Source organism: Paenarthrobacter sp. AT5 (assembly GCF_032764245.1).
GTDB classification, from domain to species: Bacteria; Actinomycetota; Actinomycetes; order Actinomycetales; family Micrococcaceae; genus Arthrobacter; species Arthrobacter ureafaciens.
The window spans coordinates 1,614,391-1,634,450 of sequence record NZ_CP136441.1 but is presented as its reverse complement, the minus strand read 5'-3'; the positions used below and the strand labels follow the sequence as shown (position 1 = coordinate 1,634,450).

The following is a 20,060-nucleotide window of genomic DNA, read 5'->3' as shown; positions in this document are numbered from 1 at the left end:
TGGTCCATGGTTGCCCGGTTCCCTGCCAGTAATCAAGGCCCCGGGGAACAAATCGGGCGGATGTGATTGTGCTCCCAGTTTGGCGCTAGGCCCGTTGGGGCAGGAGTTTTGCATCGTCCAGGAGCTCCTGCGCATGTGCCTGGGCGGACTCAGAGTCTTCCTGTCCGGCCAGCATCCGGGCCAGCTCCTTGACCCGTTCCTCCTCTGAAAGCAACTGCACATCGCTCGAGGTGAACCCGCTGGTGGTCTTCCCGTCAGCCCCGCGAACCGACGTTTTGGTAACCCGGATGTGTTGGTCTGCGAAAGCGGCAACCTGCGGCAAGTGGGTCACCACCAGCACCTGGACGTGGCGGGCCAGCATGGCCAGCCTGCGGCCGATCTCGACGGCGGCGCGCCCGCCCACGCCCGCGTCCACTTCGTCGAAGACGAACGTCGGGACGGGATCGACGGCGGCAAGCACCACTTCGATAGCCAGCATCACGCGTGAGAGTTCACCGCCCGAGGCGCCCTTCCCCAGCGGCCGTTCCGGAGCTCCCGAGTGCGGGCGCAGCAGGAACGCAATCTCATCGGCTCCCCACGGGCCAAGGGATCCGGAGTCCTCCACCTTGATCACCAGGGTGGCGTCAGCCATGGCAAGCGCCTTCAACTCCGCACTGACCCGCGCTGAAAGATCCTTGGCTGCCTTGGTACGCGCCTTGGTGATCGCAGCTGCCAGTTTCCGGAGCTTTTCCTCGGAGGCCCCCACCTCGGCGTCCAAGGACTCGATGCGGCTCGAGTCGTCTTGGAGCTCATCAAGCCTGGTGCGCGCCGTGGCCGCCCACTCGAGCACTTCGTCAATGCTCGGCGCGTACTTGCGGATCAACTTCGCCAGCGCGGCCCGTCGTTCTTCGATCCCGGAAAGCCGCTCCGGCCCCTCGGTATCCAAGGTGGCCTGATAGCTGGAAAGTTCGGCGGCGATGTCGTTGAGGAGGAACCCCACCTCCGCTAGGCGGGCAGCGGCGGCCCCCAGCGCTTCATCGTGGTCCGCAACGTGTTCCAGTGTTCGCTTCGCGGCATCCACCAAGGAGGTCGCGTCCCCCGCGTCGCCGAACTCCTCAGCGATGAGCGACTCGTGCGCGGACGCGGCGGCCAGGCGCAGCTCCTCGACGTTGGCCAGTTTCACGGCTTCCGCTTTGAGGGCTTCGTCTTCTCCGGGCTGGGGATCAATCCCGTCAATTTCGCTCAGCGCCGCCTCCAGCGACTCGGCCTCACGGAGCCGCTCCCGCGCTTCGCTGCGCAGGGTCTCCAGTTCGCCTTGAATGGACTTCCAGTGCTGGTAGAGGTCCTGATACTCCCCCAGGGATTTGGCCAGGGCAGCCCCGGCGAAGCGATCCAGCGCATGGCGTTGGGCGGCTGCCCCCTTCAAGCGGATCTGGTCCGTTTGGCCATGGACCACCACCAGGCTCTCGCCCAGCTCCGCCAGGACGCCCACGGGTGCCGTCCGTCCGCCAACGTGGGCACGGCTGCGTCCGTCCGCGCCTACCGTGCGGGCCAGCAGCAACTCCGCGACGCCGTCGAACTCCTCCGCGTCCCCGCCGGCTTCGCGGGCACGTTCCACAGCGGCGTGCCCCGGGTCCAACTTGAGCACCGCTTCAGCGGAGGCTGACTTGGCCCCGCTGCGCACCGCACCGGCGTCCGAACGCGCGCCCAGGAGGAGCCCGACGGCGGTGACCACCATGGTCTTTCCGGCGCCGGTTTCACCGGTGACGACGCTGAGGCCCGGGCCAAGCGGAAGGGCGGCGTCAGTGATGACGCCGAGGTCACGGATTCGGAGTTCTTCAAGCATGCTTCACTTCGCATTCGTGGGATCGGAGGGTTCACCGGGCCCAAGCTCGTGCGGGCTCGGAAGGGGCGCCGGGGAGGGGGTACGGATGACGGGAATCGGCCCCGTATGGACCTCGCCGGTCCGTGGCGCGGGACCACGCCAGCCGTGGATGGGCAACTGGAACTTCCGCACCAACCGGGCGGAGAAGGGCGTCTTGTGCGTCCTGGCCAACCGTACCGGGGTTGCTGAACGCGTCACCTCCACGCGGGCTCCCGGAGGAAGGTCGACTGATCGCCGACCATCGCACCACAGCACGCCCAGCGCATCAGTCCGGTTCATGATTTCAACGGCGAGCTTGGAACTCGGCGAGACCACAAGGGGTTTGGCGAACAAGGCGTGCGCGCTAATGGGGACGATCACCAAAGCCTCCACTTCCGGCCAGACCACCGGGCCCCCGGAGGAGAACGCATAAGCTGTGGAGCCGGTCGGAGTCGCCAGGACCACGCCGTCGCAGCCGAAGGACGTCAGCGGCCGCTCATCCACTTCCGTGACGACCTCCAGCATCCGTTCCCGGTTTGCCTTCTCTATCGCTGCCTCGTTCAACGCCCACGTGTGCCAGATCTTCTGACCTTTGATCCAGACCTGGACATCGATGGTCATGCGCTCTTCCACCGTGTACTGGCGGCTGGCGATCCACTCCACTGTCTGGGCAAGATCCGCCCGTTCGCTCTCTGCCAGGAAACCCACGTGGCCGAGGTTGACTCCCAGGAGGGGGACATCCACTTCCCGGACCAGCTCCGCGGCCCTCAGGATGGTGCCGTCGCCGCCAAGGACCATCACCAGTTCCACGTCCTCCAGGCTGACGTGGTCATGGAGGATCTCGATCGGCGTGTCCACGGCGCCGAAGAACCGCTCAACGTCCGCCAGTTCCGACTTCTGCAAGACGGGCACCAGCCCGGACGAATGCAGCTGCGTACACGCATCCCACGCCGCCCGGAGGGACTCCTCCCGTCCGGTGTGGGCAAGGACAAGTACGTGCCTGCTCATTCGGATTCTGCTTCCTAGTCGTTCGGCCAGAGTGTTCTCATCAACGCAGCAACATCCTCGTCCCGCCCTTCGATCTTAGGCACGGGCACGGACATCCTGCGTTTCATCCACAGAAAGTATTCAATGTTTCCGTCCTGCCCCGGCAACGGGCTGGCAGCCAATCCCCTCAGCCCCAGCCCCGCATCGACCGCAGCACCCGCCACCCGGGCAACCGCCCGCCGTCGTTCATGGTCCGAGGAAACGACGCCGGTACGGCTCAACCGTTCCTTGCCCACTTCGAACTGCGGCTTGACCATCAGCACCAAATCGCCACCCGGCTCCGTGCAGGCAGCCAACGGCTCCACGACGAGGGTCAGGGATATGAAGGAAAGATCCGCGACAGTCAACGCTGCAACCCCGCCGATCAGGTCCGGAGTCAAGTACCTGACATTCAGGCCCTCGTGGACGTCCACTCGCGGGTCCTCGCGGAGCGGTTGGACCAACTGCCCGTGCCCGACATCCACGGCGACGACTTCCGCCGCACCCTGCCGAAGCAGCACATCAGTGAACCCGCCCGTGGAGGCACCGGCGTCCAGACACCTGCGCCCAGCCACGGCGACCGCGGGAAAGGCCGCCAACGCGCCGGCGAGTTTATGGCCGGCCCGGCTGACGTACACGTCCTCGGGATGGGCAGCGACCTCCAGCTGTGCGTGCGCATCAACGTGGAGGGACGCCTTGGACAAGACCGCACCGCCTGAGCTCACCTTGCCGTCGCTGATCAGTTTCGCCGCATGCGTCCGGGACCTCGCGAGACCGCGCGAGACGAGTTCCTGGTCAAGTCGTGCCATGCGTCAGCTGGTGCCTTCCGGGTTCAGGGATGTTTCCCGGGGTGCGGCCGGAGGCAACCCGGGTTCAGCGTCGAGTGCCTCGAGCAAGGAGTCGTGGACGGCGGCATAGATGTCCACGTGGTCCGCCACGGGTGCACCCGGTATACCTGCCAGGATGCCGAGAGCCCGGTCAACCGCGGGGTCATTGGTCTCTTCAGGAACACCCGGCCAGCGAACAACGGCCTCGGCTTCCCCGGGAACAGTGGGATCGCTCATCACGCCAGTTTAGTGAGCCTGCCAGACAAGCCGCGGCGACTGCGCCACCGGAGCGTCAGGAACCGCCGCCCACCACGCCGCGCAGGCAGCACGCCAGGCGTCGAGGCTATCCTTCGGGCCCGCCACGGTGACTTCCCCGTCCACGGCGGTCGCCCACGCAGCACCGCAGTAGTACGTGCCGCCGTCGTTTGTTAGACGGGGGTAGGGATCATACAGGTCCTGCAGGTTGGCCAGCAGGTAGGTGGGCCGCTCATCGGCGCGGGCGGACAGGATGCTGTGGGTGGTGTCGACGCCGGTCAGGACAGCCGCGGTGGCATAGCCGGCGCGGTTGCCGCCCAGGATATCCGTATCCAGCCGGTCGCCCACAACCAAGGGCCGGTCGGCGCCCAACCGCTTTGCGGCGGCGTGGAAAAGTGGCGCCTCGGGCTTGCCTGCCACCAGCGGTTTCTTTCCGGTGGCGGCCGCCACAGCCGCAACCAAAGTGCCGTTCCCGGGGGCGATGCCCCGGGCCTGCGGAATGGACATGTCCGTATTCGTTGCGAACCATTGGGCTCCGGCGGCCACCACGTACGAGGCTTCCGCCAGGTCCTTCCAGCCCAGCTCCGGGCTGAACCCCTGTACTACCGCCACCGGATTCTCAGCGGCGCTGTGTACCGGTTTCAGGCCCACCAGTTCGATCTCGTGCGCCAAGGCCGCGCTTCCCGTAATGAGCACGCGTGCGCCCTGGGGCAACATGGACGCCAACAATTCGCCCGCCGCCTGGGATGAGCTGACCACTTGATGGTCCTCTGCAGGCGCGCCCAGTTCACGAAGGTGCGCCGCAACCTGAGCGGGAGTCCGGGACGCGTTGTTCGTCACGTAACCAAGACCCACACCCACGGTGGCGAGGCGCTGGAGCGACTCGATGGCACCCGGGATGGCATGCGGTCCGGCATAAACGACGCCGTCAAGGTCGGACAGGACGGCGTCGTACGCCGAGATCAGTGAATCAGCCATTCCGGTTGCCTTCTCCTGCTTCCTCTTGGCCTTCTTCCTGCTCTTCGTCGGCGTCCTCGTCCGCGTCTTCGTCAATGGAGTCGATGTCCGATTCCGGGTCATCGGACTCGAAGTAGTCTGACTCGGCGTCGTCCACTTCAACGTCGTCGTGGGCGGCGTCCGCTGCCGCAGCTTCAGCGATGACGGTTTCCGGTTCAGCCTGCACGACGTCGGTACCGCCGTCGGTCTTCTGGAAACGCGGCTTACGCGCGGCCGCCTCTTCTTCCTCGTCCCAGCCCAGGTCAACGATCTCGGGCTCGGCGAACTCGCCGACGCCGAGTGCGTTCTCCGCCACGACAGCCTGGCGCTCCCACTTGGTGGCTTCCTCGGCACGACCTGCCGCCGTCAGAGCTTCCGCATAGGCACGGAACAGCCTCGGGCTGTAGGAGAACGCACGATTAATATCCAGCTGCGGAATCTCGAGCTCAGCGACGGCCGCATCCAGCTGGTTGAGGTCCGCGCGGGCACCCGACGCCACAATGGCCAATTCCACCTTGCCGGGAGCATCGAGGTCCTGGGCCTCAGGTGAACGGACCATATCCAGGGCACGGTCCGGGCGGCCCAGTCCACGCTCGCAGTCGGCCATGACCGGCAGGTGCGCGTTGGAGCCGCTGATCCGGCGGTAGGTGCGGAATTCCCGCAAAGCCTCGCCGTAGTGGCCGGCAGCATACGCCGTCAGCCCCACAGCTTCACGAACCGCCGACAAGCGACCCCCACGGCGGCTGGCTGCCAGGGCGTGCTGGAAGGCAAGCTCGGGCTCAATATCGATCAGGCGGCCGGCCATGACCAAGTGCTTGGCAACCCAGCCGGCACTCTGGTCTTCAAGTGTGTTGATCTGATGGGCAGTTGCCCGGTCCAATTCGCGTCCCGTGACATCGGGATCGATTTCCGGCGAACGCTCGCGGTCAGGGCGGTTGGCACTGCGGATGTCCCGGGCATTCGGGACGCGGGCGGGACGGTCTTCCCTAGGGCCGCGGTCGCTGCCGAACGGACGACGGTCGCTGCTGTCACGACGGGGACGGTCATCACCATCACGACGGGGGCGGTCAAAGTTCCGCGGTCCACGCTCCGGACGATCACCAAACGGCTTACGATCACGATCGCCACCAAAGGAACGACGATCATCACCATCACGACGGGGACGGTCATCACCATCACGGCGCGGACGGTCAAAGTTCCGCGGTCCACGCTCCGGACGATCACCAAACGGCTTACGATCACGATCGCCACCAAAGGAACGACGATCATCACCATCACGACGGGGACGGTCATCACCATCACGGCGCGGACGGTCAAAGTTCCGCGGTCCACGCTCCGGACGATCACCAAACGGCTTACGATCACGATCCCCACCAAAGGAACGACGATCATCACCATCACGACGGGGACGATCAAAATTCCGCTGACCGCGGTCGGGACGCTCGCCATAGGACCGCCGGTCGCCGTCGCCGAAAGGCCGCCGCTCTCCGTCACGGGCAGGACGGTCGCCGGAAGGCTTACGATCACCATAGGGGCGGCCGTTGTTATTGCCGTCCCGGTTATCGCGGGAACGGAAGCCCCGCGGGTCACCGCCGGAGTTGTTGTTGGCGCGGAACGACCCGCGGTCACCGCGGTCTCCGCCAAAGTTTCCGCGATTACCGCCGCGATTGCCGCCGTTGTGCTCAGCCATTATGGATTCCTCCTGTTGCGAGCCGACCAGTGGCGCGTGCGTAGTCGCTCATAACCCGTATTTCGTTATCACGCGGCCAGCACCTTTAAAGCCCGGCCCGTATGTCTTATGCAATTCTAGGCGACCGCGTCGTAGCGACCGAACCGGAGCCCGGCCCGAACCCCACTCGTGGTAAGACTCACAGCCGCGTCAGCGGCTTGTATGGCCAGGCGTCGAACGGGTTTTAAATGCAGTGAGCCCCGACCGTCGTGGTCGGGGCTCACTGTGTAATTTATGTCCGGCGGTGTCCTACTCTCCCACACCCTCCCGGGTGCAGTACCATCGGCGCTGTGGGTCTTAGCTTCCGGGTTCGGAATGGGACCGGGCGTTTCCCCCACGCTATGACCGCCGTAACCTTGTTACCCGTCCCCCTGTGTGGGGGTGGGAAGTGTGTGTGGTTACAACTGTGGTGCTTGTTTAGTTGTGTTGTTGTGTTGTTGTTCCCGGGTTGTTGGTTGGGAACCACATAGTGGACGCGTGCAGTGTGTTGTGTGTGGTGTAAGTTGTTGGCCTATTAGTACCGGTCAGCTTCACGAGTCTTTAGTCCTCGCTTCCACATCCGGCCTATCAACCCAGTGGTCTGGCTGGGGGCCTCTCACACATAATGTGTTTGGAAATCTCATCTTGAAGCGAGCTTCCCGCTTAGATGCTTTCAGCGGTTATCCCATCCGAACGTAGCTAATCAGCGGTGCACTTGGCAGTACAACTGACACACCAGAGGTTCGTCCGTCCCGGTCCTCTCGTACTAAGGACAGCCCTTCTCAAATTTCCTGCGCGCGCAGCGGATAGGGACCGAACTGTCTCACGACGTTCTAAACCCAGCTCGCGTACCGCTTTAATGGGCGAACAGCCCAACCCTTGGGACCTACTCCAGCCCCAGGATGCGACGAGCCGACATCGAGGTGCCAAACCATGCCGTCGATATGGACTCTTGGGCAAGATCAGCCTGTTATCCCCGAGGTACCTTTTATCCGTTGAGCGACGGCCATTCCACAATGTACCGCCGGATCACTAGTCCCGACTTTCGTCCCTGCTTGAGATGTCTCTCTCACAGTCAAGCTCCCTTGTGCACTTACACTCGACACCTGATTGCCAACCAGGCTGAGGGAACCTTTGGGCGCCTCCGTTACTTTTTAGGAGGCAACCGCCCCAGTTAAACTACCCATCAGGCACTGTCCCTGACCCGGATCACGGGCCGAAGTTAGATGTCCAAAGTGACCAGAGTGGTATTTCAACGATGACTCCACCCGAACTGGCGTCCGGGTTTCAACGTCTCCCACCTATCCTACACAAGCCACTCCGAACACCAATACCAAACTATAGTAAAGGTCTCGGGGTCTTTCCGTCCTGCTGCGCGTAACGAGCATCTTTACTCGTACTGCAATTTCGCCGAGTTTATGGTTGAGACAGCGGGGAAGTCGTTACTCCATTCGTGCAGGTCGGAACTTACCCGACAAGGAATTTCGCTACCTTAGGATGGTTATAGTTACCACCGCCGTTTACTGGGGCTTAAATTCCCAGCTTCGCCCGCAAGGGGCTAACCGGTCCTCTTAACCTTCCAGCACCGGGCAGGAGTCAGTCCGTATACATCGTCTTGCGACTTCGCACGGACCTGTGTTTTTAGTAAACAGTCGCTTCCCCCTGGTCTCTGCGGCCCACACCCGCTCCACAAAGCAAGTCTGTATCACGGGGCAGGCCCCCCTTCTCCCGAAGTTACGGGGGCATTTTGCCGAGTTCCTTAACCATAATTCTCTCGATCGCCTTGGTATTCTCTACCTGATCACCTGTGTCGGTTTGGGGTACGGGCGGCTAAAACCTCGCGTCGATGCTTTTCTAGGCAGCATAGGATCACCGGATCCCCCCATGCGGGGGTCCCATCAGATCTCAGGATCGTGCTCGAAACACACAGGAACGGATTTGCCTATCCCTGACCCTACATCCTTGGACCGGGGCTACCATCGCCCGGCCCGGCTACCTTCCTGCGTCACACCTGTTAATACGCTTGCCTCCCGGGATCAGGTCCCAGCACCAGCCCAACCATCACACCACAAGTGGCGCAACAAGAAAGACCGGCGGTGGTTAGTATCCCCCGTTCAACATGGGCGGTTTTTCGCCGGTACGGGAATATCAACCCGTTGTCCATCGACTACGCCTGTCGGCCTCGCCTTAGGTCCCGACTTACCCAGGGCAGATTAGCTTGACCCTGGAACCCTTGATCATTCGGCGGACGGGTTTCTCACCCGTCTTTCGCTACTCATGCCTGCATTCTCACTCGTGTAGGCTCCACCGCTGGTTTACACCGCGACTTCACCGCCCACACGACGCTCCCCTACCCATCCACACCCCTGAACCACGAAGGCTAGGGTAATGCGTGAATGCCACAACTTCGGCGGTGTACTTGAGCCCCGCTACATTGTCGGCGCGGAATCACTTGACCAGTGAGCTATTACGCACTCTTTCAAGGATGGCTGCTTCTAAGCCAACCTCCTGGTTGTCTAAGCAACTCCACATCCTTTCCCACTTAGCACACGCTTAGGGGCCTTAGTTGGTGGTCTGGGCTGTTTCCCTCTCGACTATGAAGCTTATCCCCCACAGTCTCACTGCTGCGCTCTGACTTACCGGCATTCGGAGTTTGGCTGACGTCAGTAACCTTGTAGGGCCCATCGGCCATCCAGTAGCTCTACCTCCGGCAAGAAACACGCAACGCTGCACCTAAATGCATTTCGGGGAGAACCAGCTATCACGGAGTTTGATTGGCCTTTCACCCCTACCCACAGCTCATCCCCTCCATTTTCAACTGAAGTGGGTTCGGTCCTCCACGACGTCTTACCGTCGCTTCAACCTGGCCATGGGTAGATCACTCCGCTTCGGGTCTAGATCACGCCACTGAACACGCCCTGTTCAGACTCGCTTTCGCTACGGCTTCCCCACACGGGTTAACCTCGCGACGTAACACTAACTCGCAGGCTCATTCTTCAAAAGGCACGCCATCACACCCATACAACCCCGAAGGGCTGCAGATGCTCTGACGGATTGTAAGCACACGGTTTCAGGTACTGTTTCACTCCCCTCCCGGGGTACTTTTCACCTTTCCCTCACGGTACTGGTCCGCTATCGGTCATTAGGAAGTATTTAGGCTTATCAGGTGGTCCTGACAGATTCACACGGGATTTCTCGGGCCCCGTGCTACTTGGGATCCTCTCCAAAGGCGGTGCCACACATTACGGTTACGGGACTCACACCCTCTCTGGCCGGCCTTTCAAGACCGTTCACCTATACGCACACCCACACCCCACCGGTCCGGCAGAACCAGCACGGAAAGTCCCACAACCCCGCCCACGCAACGCCCGCCGGCTATCACACATGGAACGGTTTAGCCTCATCCGCGTTCGCTCGCCACTACTAACGGAATCACTCTTGTTTTCTCTTCCTGCGGGTACTGAGATGTTTCACTTCCCCGCGTTCCCCCCACGCACCCTATGAATTCAGGCACGGGTCACACAATCACCTTGCAGCGTTGTGCGGGGTTTCCCCATTCGGACATCCTGGGATCACCGCTCGGTTATCAACTCCCCCAGGCTTATCGCAGATTCCTACGTCCTTCTTCGGCTCCTAATGCCAAGGCATCCACCGTGCGCCCTTAAAAACTTGACCACACAAAACCACAACCCAAACAGGCTGCGGCTGATGCACTCAATCAATTCGAGAGAACCACGACCACAAAAGGGCCAGGTTCATTCATCAAAGAAATTGCTAGAACACACAACCCACACCCCCAAAAGAGTGCAGGACCATGTGTCCAGATGCTCGCGTCCACTATGTAGTTCTCAAACAACAACCCCGTCAACCACACCCACCCCACACAAACACGAGGGGGTGCCGGCCGCAGGAACAACAAGAAACACCAAGGATTCCCTGCATTGCTGCAAAAAGGCCCTGTTGCCTCAGGACCCAACAGTGCGCCAAACACAACCCGGCAACCAACACCCCGGACCGCTTTCCCAACAACCCCCCACACACAAAAGTGCGAAAAGAGGGCCGCCGTACTCACGCCAGGACACCACCACCAACAGGCCATGCCAAAAAACTTGATTTGCTGATATTCCACCCATGAGCACCCACCGCAGAACAGACGCCTGCGCAATGGGCAACACTGACAACCCCGGAACCCGCCCATGCAGGCAGACCCGGACGCCGTTAGCAGCTCCTTAGAAAGGAGGTGATCCAGCCGCACCTTCCGGTACGGCTACCTTGTTACGACTTAGTCCCAATCGCCGGTCCCACCTTCGACGGCTCCCCCCACAAGGGTTAGGCCACCGGCTTCGGGTGTTACCAACTTTCGTGACTTGACGGGCGGTGTGTACAAGGCCCGGGAACGTATTCACCGCAGCGTTGCTGATCTGCGATTACTAGCGACTCCGACTTCATGGGGTCGAGTTGCAGACCCCAATCCGAACTGAGACCGGCTTTTTGGGATTAGCTCCACCTCACAGTATCGCAACCCTTTGTACCGGCCATTGTAGCATGCGTGAAGCCCAAGACATAAGGGGCATGATGATTTGACGTCGTCCCCACCTTCCTCCGAGTTGACCCCGGCAGTCTCCTATGAGTCCCCGGCCGAACCGCTGGCAACATAGAACGAGGGTTGCGCTCGTTGCGGGACTTAACCCAACATCTCACGACACGAGCTGACGACAACCATGCACCACCTGTAAACCGGCCGCAAGCGGGGCACCTGTTTCCAGGTCTTTCCGGTCCATGTCAAGCCTTGGTAAGGTTCTTCGCGTTGCATCGAATTAATCCGCATGCTCCGCCGCTTGTGCGGGCCCCCGTCAATTCCTTTGAGTTTTAGCCTTGCGGCCGTACTCCCCAGGCGGGGCACTTAATGCGTTAGCTACGGCGCGGAAAACGTGGAATGTCCCCCACACCTAGTGCCCAACGTTTACGGCATGGACTACCAGGGTATCTAATCCTGTTCGCTCCCCATGCTTTCGCTCCTCAGCGTCAGTTACAGCCCAGAGACCTGCCTTCGCCATCGGTGTTCCTCCTGATATCTGCGCATTTCACCGCTACACCAGGAATTCCAGTCTCCCCTACTGCACTCTAGTCTGCCCGTACCCACTGCAGAACCGGAGTTGAGCCCCGGTCTTTCACAGCAGACGCGACAAACCGCCTACGAGCTCTTTACGCCCAATAATTCCGGATAACGCTTGCGCCCTACGTATTACCGCGGCTGCTGGCACGTAGTTAGCCGGCGCTTCTTCTGCAAGTACCGTCACCCCCAAAGAGGGCTTCTTCCCTACTGAAAGAGGTTTACAACCCGAAGGCCGTCATCCCTCACGCGGCGTCGCTGCATCAGGCTTTCGCCCATTGTGCAATATTCCCCACTGCTGCCTCCCGTAGGAGTCTGGGCCGTGTCTCAGTCCCAGTGTGGCCGGTCACCCTCTCAGGCCGGCTACCCGTCGTCGCCTTGGTAGGCCATTACCCCACCAACAAGCTGATAGGCCGCGAGTCCATCCAAAACCACAAAAAGCTTTCCACCCCCCACCATGCGATGAGGAGTCATATCCGGTATTAGACCCAGTTTCCCAGGCTTATCCCAGAGTCAAGGGCAGGTTACTCACGTGTTACTCACCCGTTCGCCACTAATCCCCGGCGCAAGCACCGGATCATCGTTCGACTTGCATGTGTTAAGCACGCCGCCAGCGTTCATCCTGAGCCAGGATCAAACTCTCCGTTCAAAAACAAAAAACGAAACACAACCACCCCCACCGGAAATCACGGCAAGAAGCAGCTGCAAATCTGAAACCAGCTGAAAACCAAACCACCACACACGGGGGTGCGCAATGGCCCGGCAAAAATTCAACCAATCAAAAAACAATCGGTATCAACAAACTTGGCACACTATTGAGTTCTCAAACAACAGGTCACTAATCCAAAGCAGTACCACCACCAACCACAACGGCCAGCAGATCGCTCCGGAGCAACTTTTCAAACTTACCCGAACCAACTCGGTCTTGGCAAATCAGCGTTTCCGCGATTCAGACCGGGGTTTCGGCCCCGCCCGGCAAAGGTCGCGCATAAAAGCGAACCATTTTCAGGCTGTTATCAAGGGGTTTGTCCTCCGCGGTTTCCAGCCTCAGGCTGTCTCACTCGCGGCGACTCAGAAGACATTACACGCCTCTACCCCGACTTACAAATCGGCCTGGAACCCGCCCAAATGCCCTGAAACACAGGGGAAACGGCGCGAAGACAATCCCAGTCAGCAAAACTGCACTTCCGTGAGCCCCATCACCTACCCCTTCCGGGCCTTGGACTCCCGGTGATAGAGCAACTCTGGAAGACCGACGGGAGGTGATAGAGCAACCTTGGGGAACCGGCGGGAGGTGATAGAGCGACCCCGGAAAAGCGACGGGACGTGATAGAGCAACCGGGGTGGGCCGTGGGTATGCCGAAGGCCGGCAACCACGGGGGTTGCCAGCCTTAGGGATGATGCGGGACGGGTGCTTAGGCCGAGACTTCCACGGTGGCAAGGTTCTTCTTGCCACGCCGAAGCAACAGGTACCGGCCGTGAAGGAGCTGCTCCTGTGCCACCACGGCGTCGGGGTCCGAGACCTTGGCGTTGTTCACGTACGCACCCCCCTCCCCTACGGTCCGGCGGGCTGCTGACTTGCTGTCGGACAAACCGGAAGCAACCAGGAGGTCGATGATTCCCAAGCCATCGGCACCGACGGTTGCCGACGGAAGTTCCGCCGTTGCGGCAGCAAGGGTCGGCTCGTCGAGCACGGAGAGATCGCCATTGCCGAACAGCGCAGCCGAGGCAGCAATGACCTTCTCGGTCGCTTCCACGCCATGGACCAGGGAGGTCACCTCGTACGCAAGCTTCTTCTGGCCTTCGCGGGCGAAGGGCCGTTCTGACACGGACTGCTGCAGCTCTTCGATCTCCGCACGGGTCAGGAACGTGAACACCTTGAGGCGATCAACGACGTCGGCATCGGCGGTGTTCAGCCAGAACTGGTAGAAGGTGTACGGGCTGCACATCTCCGCATCCAGCCACACGGCGTTGCCCTCGGACTTGCCGAACTTGGTGCCGTCGGAGTTGGTAATGAGCGGCGTGCCCAGGGCGTGGACGCTCTTGCCCTCCACCTTGCGGATCAGCTCGGTGCCGCTGGTCAGGTTCCCCCACTGGTCCGAGCCGCCGGTTTGAAGCGCACAACCGTACTCGCGGAAGAGCTCAAGGTAGTCCATGCCCTGGAGGATCTGGTAGCTGAACTCCGTGTAGCTGATGCCCTCATCGGAGTTCAGGCGGGACGCAACGGCATCCTTGCGCAACATGGTGCCCACGCGGTAGTGCTTGCCGATTTCCCGCAGGAAATCGATGGCACTCAGCGGCGCAGTCCAGTCCAGGTTGTTGACCATGCGGGCAGCGTTGTCGCCGTCGAAACTCAGGAAGCGGCGTACCTGCCCCTGGAGCCTGCCGACCCATTCCGCAACGGTGTCCTTGGTGTTCAAGGTGCGTTCCGCCGTCGGACGCGGGTCTCCGATCAGGCCGGTCGAACCGCCGACCAGGCCCAGCGGCTTGTGGCCTGCCAGCTGCAGGCGACGCATCACAAGCAGCTGCACGAGGTTGCCCAGATGAAGCGACGGTGCGGTGGGGTCGAAGCCACAGTAATACGTGATCGGGTCCCCGGCGAGCAGCTTTTCCAGTTCCGTTTCATCGGTGGAAACGTGCACCAGGCCGCGCCATTTGAGCTCCTGCCAGATGTTGGCAAAGGCGGGATCGTTGTGTTGGGACTCGATGTTGTTTACGTGTGACACGAGATCTAAGTTAGCAGGATTGACCACCCCGGATTGCCTACCGTTCAATGCCGGCGGGCAGGGGTGCGGCCGTGATGAGGCGAAGGCGCTGCGTCGGCCGGGTCATGGCGACGTAAAGGTCCCCCACTTTGCCGTGCTCGTGGTTGAGCATCGCGGCCGGTTCCAGCACCACGACGCCGTCGAATTCCAGGCCCTTGGCCTCCTTGGGACTGATCACCACGATGTCCTGCTCGTAGCTGCCGGCACCTGTCCCGATGCGCTTGCCGTAGGCTTCCCGCAGTGCAGCGGCGGCTGCCGGCAGCAAGGGACCATCGGCAATAACGGCGAGCAAGCCGCCGTCGATCGCGTCGATTTCCTCCGGCAGGACTTCCACCAGCCGCTGAACGATGCCGTCCTCGTCGACACGGTCAACTATGGGTGACCATTTGCCTTCGCGGACGGCCTTCGGCGCGGAGACAACCAGGCCCGCGCGGTTCGCCATGCGGACGGCGGCCTCGGCGATCTGGGACGGCGTGCGGTAGTTGACCGTTAGTTCTTCCAACGTCCAGCGGTCACCGAACGACGGCGCCAAGGCACTTTGCCAGGAATTGGCACCTGCCGCGGCACTCGTTTGGGCGATGTCGCCGACGATGGTGAAGGATTTCAGCGGGCAGCGCCGGACAAGGAGGCGCCACTGCATGGGCGACAATTCCTGTGCTTCGTCAACCACGATGTGCCCAAAGGCCCACGACCGGTCGCTGTTGGCCCGTTCGGCGGCCGTCAGGCGGTTTTCGCGTTCCTGGTTTTGTTCAGCCAGTTCCTCGGCGGTCATGAGGACGTCGACGCCCATGGCCTCCATGTTGGCGAGGGTCTGCTTGGCGTTGGCAAGATCGCGGGCGCGGTCTGCTTCCTGTTGTGCCAGTCCCCTGCCAGCGGCCGGATCCAGTTCGCCCAGCAGCTCGGCTGCTTCATCGAGCAACGGAACGTCCGCTTCGGTCCACGGCGCATCTGCCGGCCGCTGGAGCAGGGCACGCTGTTCCGGGGTCAGGTACGGCGTGCAGGCCTCCAGGATGGCGGGCTTGCTGAAAAGTTCGGAGATGAGCTTTTCAGGCGTCATGGGCATCCAGCACAGATTGAGCATGATGCGCACATCGCGGGCGGTCCGGACATCTTCGGCGAGGTAGGCGCGGTCCGCATTGTTGCCGATGTTGTCGGCTTCCACCTGCTCGGTCAGCTGCTCAGTGAGTTCGCGCAGGAGGATCTTGATGAACGTCAGCCGCGCCTCGTTATGGGGCTTACCGGTAGCGCGGGCTTTGTCCCGCGCCCGGCGTACCTGGCGCTCAGTGAGCGTGAGCTTGCGGGAATCGACTTCCAGGATCCGGTCCTTGCCGGGGGTCCGCTGCCTGTTGGCGACGGCGTTGGCCACCACTGCGGCCATGTCCAACTTGCCCTTGAGCGCAGCGACGTCGGCGTCCTGCTCCGGCACCGCGTTGATGCCGGGCATGAGACGGCCCAGGCTGGCCATCACCACGCCGGTTTCGCCGAGCGACGGCAGCACACGTTCGATGTAGTGCATAAAGGATGAGGACGGGCCAACCAACAGGACACCGGCACTCTTGAGCCTGTCCCGGTGGGTGTACAGCAGGTATGCGGCACGGTGCAGGGCAACCGCGGTCTTGCCGGTACCCGGCCCGCCTTGCACCACCAGGGCACCGGAAATGGAGGAGCGGATGATCCTGTCCTGCTCGGACTGGATGGTGCCGACGATGTCGGACATGCGCCCGGTCCGCTTCGAGTTCAGTGCAGCGAGCAGGGCACCTTCGCCCTGCAAGGAGTCGTCATCGGCAAGCATGTCAGCATCCAGGACGTCGTCCTCGATCGCCTTTACCTCACGCCCTTGCAGGATGAGGTGGCGACGGCGGCGCACACCCTGGCGGTCGAACGCTGTTGCCTGGTAGAAGTGCCCGGCTTCTGGCGCGCGCCAGTCAACCATGAGCCGCTGGAGATCGGCCGTGGACAAACCGATGCGGCCGATGTACTGGGCCTCACCGTTGTCCAAATCGAGGCGGCCAAAGACCAAACGATCGTCGACTGCGTCGAGCTGGGCCAGGCGGTCCTCGTACAGTGCTGCGAAGGCGTCCCGTTCAGAAACGTTTTGCATGGTTCCCACGGCACCGGCTTTGCGCACCTGCGCCAGCTGGGCGCGCTTCTCTTCGCGCAGCTCATCGAGCCGGGCATACAACCCGGCAACGTATTCCTGCTCGTGAACCAAATCAGCGTCGTGCATCGAAACCGTAACCCCTATCGAAAAAGACAGACCGTCCATTCTACAGCGATTTTGTTAAATACGTCGGGCGCATGCCACATATCGGAAACGCCGGGCGCGGGACCACCCGGGGGTAGGCATCATGCCGGTTTGCGGGGGCTTTTGGGCCGTGCCGCCTTGTACCGGGAAACGGTGGGGTCATCCTCGATCCAGAACCGCCACGGATACTCCGTGGTTCCTCCGGGTCCGGCAACGCCGACGCGTGGACCGCTGGCCACGGCAGAGGCCGCGAACTCAGGCAACCGCACACTGAAAGGTGCGGCGAGCGCATCCCGCCCGGTGTCCGCTGTCGTAAGCCCCAATGCGGACGCGAGACGGGCCGGTCCGCTGGCCAAATCCTTGTGTGCCTTGGACGCAGGCCGGCGCTCGGCAGCGAGCTCCTGGCCGGCCACGATCTCGCCCGCCCGCAGGAGGAGCGCCGACGGCGAGCCATCCGGTCCGCACACGATGTTGGCGCAATAGTGCATCCCGTACGTGAAATAGACGTAGAGGAACCCTGCCGGACCAAACATTGGCGCGTTCCTGGCCGTGCGTCCGCCGTAGGTGTGCGAGCCCGGATCCGGATGGGCGGAATCCCGGGGGCCCAGGTAAGCCTCCACCTCTGTCAACCGCACTGACACCGGGCCTGCCTCCGACTCGTGCGTCAGGACCGCCCCAAGAAAAAGCGGGGCGATGGTCCGTGGGTCTCCGCTGAGGAAATCACGGACAGCACGGGGGTCGCTGGCGGGGCTGGCTGTCATGGACCGACCATAGCAAGCCGCCTCGGAGTCCGCGTCCGATTTCCGCTAGCAGCGATGGTGCCGGGCTGGGAGGATGGGCCCATGGACTTCTGGCAGCGCTACCGGGCGATCGACACCCGCGACCCCCGGTTCGATGGCCAGTTCTACACCGCCGTGCGTTCCACCGGGATCTACTGCAGGCCCTCATGCCCCGCACGGACACCCAAGCCCGGGAACGTCACGTTCTACGAGACTTCGGCCGCTGCCCACGAGGCCGGCTACCGGGCGTGCAAGCGATGCCTGCCCGAAGCCGTGCCCGGCACCCCTGCATGGAATGTCCGGTCCGACGTTGCGGGCAGGGCAATGCGCCTGATCAACGACGGCGTGATCAACCGCGAAGGCGTTGACGGCCTCGCCCGCAGGCTCGGTTACTCGACGCGCCAACTCAACAGGATCCTGAGCCACGAACTCGGCGCCGGCCCCCTGTCGCTCGCCCGGGCAAGCCGCGCACAAACTGCCAGGACGCTGCTGGTATCCACGGACATGCTGTTCTCCGATGTGGCCTTCGCCTCGGGATTCAACAGCATCCGGCAGTTCAACGACACCATCGGCGAAGTCTTCGCCATGACCCCGACGGCGTTACGCGGCTCTGCCGCAAAGTCCCCGGCGCGCCGGGGGTCCGCCGGCCCGGCCCCGGCGCCGGCGTCGCTGACACTGAATCTCCCCTACCGGGAACCCTTCGACGCCGGAATCTTCGATTTCCTTGCGGCAAGGGCGACCCCCGGCATCGAGGCAGCCACCGTAGAGGAGGGGCGCAGGAGCTACTCCCGTTCGCTTCAGCTCCCCCGCGGCCAGGCATCTTTTACGGTGTCGTTTGGCCCAGCGGGTGCGGTCGACCGGGGCTCCGGCGGTTCGCGGCTGCAACTCCGGGCCACTTTGGCGGATCTTCATGACCTTCCGGCACTCCTGAGCCGGGCGCGGCGCCTGTTCGATCTCGACGCCGACCCCCTGGCCATAGATGAGGCACTGAGCGTCGATCGGCGGCTGCGCGGGAGCGTAGTGGCGCTGCCGGGTATCCGGTTGCCCGGGGCTGTTGATCCCGCGGAGCTGCTCATCCGCGCCATGATCGGCCAACAGATCACGGTGGCGGCCGCCCGGACCGCGCTAACGCAACTATCCGTTCTTGGGACTCCCGTCGGCGGGGGCACAGCCGGACCCGATCGACTTTTCCCGACGGCGGCCCAGATCGCCGAAGGCGGGCGGGCGGTGCTCCGGGGGCCGCAGCGAAGAATCGACGCGTTGATTTCAGCGGCTACCGCACTGGCCAACGGCAGTGTTGACTTCGGTTACGGCGACGACGAAGCAGCCCTGGCCCGGAAACTGCTACCGCTTCCCGGGATCGGGCCGTGGACCGTGGGCTACGTGGCCATGCGGGTACTTGGCGCCCCCGACGTCTTCCTTGGCAACGACGCCGCTGTGCGCAACGGGCTGAAAGTTGTGGCTGACGGGTCAGGGCTGAGCGCCGATTTCCGTGAAGTGAGTCCGTGGCGTTCTTATGCAGTGATGCACCTGTGGCGCGCGGCGGTCAAGCCCTGACATGCCACGCGTCGCACTTTCACGCGCCCGACGGCGGCGGTCACACGCCGCCGTCGAGCCTTTCTGCGGGAAGTGACGGAAGAACAGGCGGGAAGTGATAGAAGAACACCCGAAACCCGGCGGGAAGTGATAGAAGAACACCCGAAACCCGGCGGGAAGTGATAGAGGAACGGGGGGGGGTTAGCGGGCCGGTTGGGCGGGGACACCTGCGGGCCAGGGCAGCAGGTCCGGGAGGTCCACGCCGTCGGCGGCTGCGGTGGCGCGCAGGCTGCCCAGGCTCGGTTCCCGCCCGGCGAGCCAGGCGGCAATATCCGTGAGCATCCCCGTGATGGCAATGGAGGTACCGCCATGGCCGAGGGTCAGCGGGGCCAGGCCCGTGGGCTGCAGGACGAACTTGTAGTCGGCCGGGACACGGGGTTCAAGGAAGCTGAACAAGTGCTCGCAGAAGGGACGGCTCCACGTCTCCGGCCCGTAGCCCATGCCCAGGTCCGAGGCATGGATGGTGAGTTCGCGCCACAGCGCCAGACCGCCGTCGAACACCGTTCCGTTGCGGTAGCTGATGGGCGCCTGCCAGCCGTTCGGTTCCAAGCTGTCGAACGCCGCAACTGCGGCATTGACGGCAGTGGTCACTGAAGCGGTGTGGTCGGCGAGGCTGTGTCCGGCGGCAAGGTCGATCGCCTTCGTGCGGCCTTCCATGCCGCCGTCATACAGTTCGATCTTTTCGCCCCGCTGCGCGTATTCCAGTTGCCGGGCCATGGCATTGGAGATGCCAACGATGTGGGCCAGTACGTGTCCGCGTGTCCAGCCGGGGAGTTCAGATGGCCCGGTGAGGGACGATTCGTCCATGGTGGAGAGAAGACGGGTGACGGTGCCGGCGGCTTTGTGAAGCTCTGCGGGCAGCGTCTCAACTGTGATCGGGGTCATAGCGCCATGCTAACGCACCCCT

12 protein-coding genes and 3 rRNA genes are annotated in these 20,060 nt (G+C 62.6%); 2 read left to right on the top strand and 13 right to left on the bottom strand.

Annotated features, from left to right (window positions below):
- Positions 1-85 precede the first annotated feature (85 nt).
- The 6 genes from recN to RI444_RS07455 are packed head-to-tail and all read right to left on the bottom strand — an operon-like array spanning position 86 to position 5,827.
- Entirely contained in the window at positions 86-1,825 is a 1,740-nt protein-coding gene (recN, locus tag RI444_RS07480; RefSeq protein ID WP_207604898.1) for a DNA repair protein RecN, read from the bottom strand.
- Between the two features lie 3 nt (positions 1,826-1,828).
- Positions 1,829-2,851: an NAD kinase gene (locus tag RI444_RS07475; RefSeq protein WP_021473420.1), complete on the bottom strand. Its 1,023-nt coding sequence runs from the start codon at positions 2,849-2,851 to the stop codon at positions 1,829-1,831.
- A gap of 14 nt (positions 2,852-2,865) precedes the next feature.
- The gene (locus tag RI444_RS07470) at positions 2,866-3,678 is read right to left on the bottom strand and encodes a TlyA family RNA methyltransferase (RefSeq protein WP_069695310.1); all 813 of its coding nucleotides are present in this window, start codon (positions 3,676-3,678) and stop codon (positions 2,866-2,868) included.
- Between the two features lie 3 nt (positions 3,679-3,681).
- Complete coding sequence (locus RI444_RS07465) at positions 3,682-3,933, bottom strand: hypothetical protein (RefSeq protein ID WP_207604899.1); 252 nt, start codon at positions 3,931-3,933, stop codon at positions 3,682-3,684.
- Positions 3,934-3,942: 9 nt separating this feature from the next.
- Positions 3,943-4,929, bottom strand: a complete 987-nt coding sequence (locus RI444_RS07460; RefSeq protein WP_069695308.1) for an HAD-IIA family hydrolase — start codon at positions 4,927-4,929, stop codon at positions 3,943-3,945.
- On the bottom strand, positions 4,922-5,827 hold the full coding sequence (locus RI444_RS07455; protein WP_242703105.1) for a hypothetical protein: 906 nt from the start codon (positions 5,825-5,827) through the stop codon (positions 4,922-4,924). The genes RI444_RS07460 and RI444_RS07455 overlap by 8 nt, the downstream gene beginning before the upstream one ends.
- Here RI444_RS07455 and RI444_RS07450 point away from each other — a divergent pair.
- Complete coding sequence (locus tag RI444_RS07450) at positions 5,807-6,691, top strand: hypothetical protein (RefSeq protein WP_242703106.1); 885 nt, start codon at positions 5,807-5,809, stop codon at positions 6,689-6,691. The genes RI444_RS07455 and RI444_RS07450 overlap by 21 nt on opposite strands.
- A gap of 221 nt (positions 6,692-6,912) precedes the next feature.
- Here the strand turns inward: RI444_RS07450 and rrf are convergent.
- The 6 genes from rrf to RI444_RS07420 form a co-directional block, all read right to left on the bottom strand.
- Positions 6,913-7,029, bottom strand: a 5S ribosomal RNA gene (gene rrf, locus RI444_RS07445).
- Between the two features lie 140 nt (positions 7,030-7,169).
- Positions 7,170-10,330 (bottom strand): 23S ribosomal RNA (locus RI444_RS07440).
- A gap of 558 nt (positions 10,331-10,888) precedes the next feature.
- Positions 10,889-12,417 (bottom strand): 16S ribosomal RNA (locus RI444_RS07435).
- Together the 16S, 23S and 5S rRNA genes form the textbook arrangement of a ribosomal RNA operon.
- A 766-nt stretch (positions 12,418-13,183) precedes the next feature.
- Positions 13,184-14,494, bottom strand: a complete 1,311-nt coding sequence (tyrS, locus tag RI444_RS07430; RefSeq protein ID WP_021474284.1) for a tyrosine--tRNA ligase — start codon at positions 14,492-14,494, stop codon at positions 13,184-13,186.
- Between the two features lie 37 nt (positions 14,495-14,531).
- Positions 14,532-16,760, bottom strand: a complete 2,229-nt coding sequence (locus RI444_RS07425) for an AAA family ATPase (protein ID WP_021474285.1) — start codon at positions 16,758-16,760, stop codon at positions 14,532-14,534.
- 119 nt (positions 16,761-16,879) lie between these two features.
- Positions 16,880-17,539, bottom strand: a complete 660-nt coding sequence (locus RI444_RS07420) for a DNA-3-methyladenine glycosylase (RefSeq protein WP_021474286.1) — start codon at positions 17,537-17,539, stop codon at positions 16,880-16,882.
- 81 nt (positions 17,540-17,620) lie between these two features.
- Here RI444_RS07420 and RI444_RS07415 point away from each other — a divergent pair, with 81 nt between their 5' ends.
- The gene (locus tag RI444_RS07415; protein ID WP_021474287.1) at positions 17,621-19,114 is read left to right on the top strand and encodes an Ada metal-binding domain-containing protein; all 1,494 of its coding nucleotides are present in this window, start codon (positions 17,621-17,623) and stop codon (positions 19,112-19,114) included.
- 180 nt (positions 19,115-19,294) lie between these two features.
- Here the strand turns inward: RI444_RS07415 and RI444_RS07410 are convergent, their stop codons facing one another.
- Positions 19,295-20,038 (bottom strand): maleylpyruvate isomerase family mycothiol-dependent enzyme, encoded by a 744-nt coding sequence (locus tag RI444_RS07410; RefSeq protein ID WP_207604901.1) that lies wholly within the window; start codon positions 20,036-20,038, stop codon positions 19,295-19,297.
- Between the last annotated feature and the right edge of the window lie 22 nt (positions 20,039-20,060).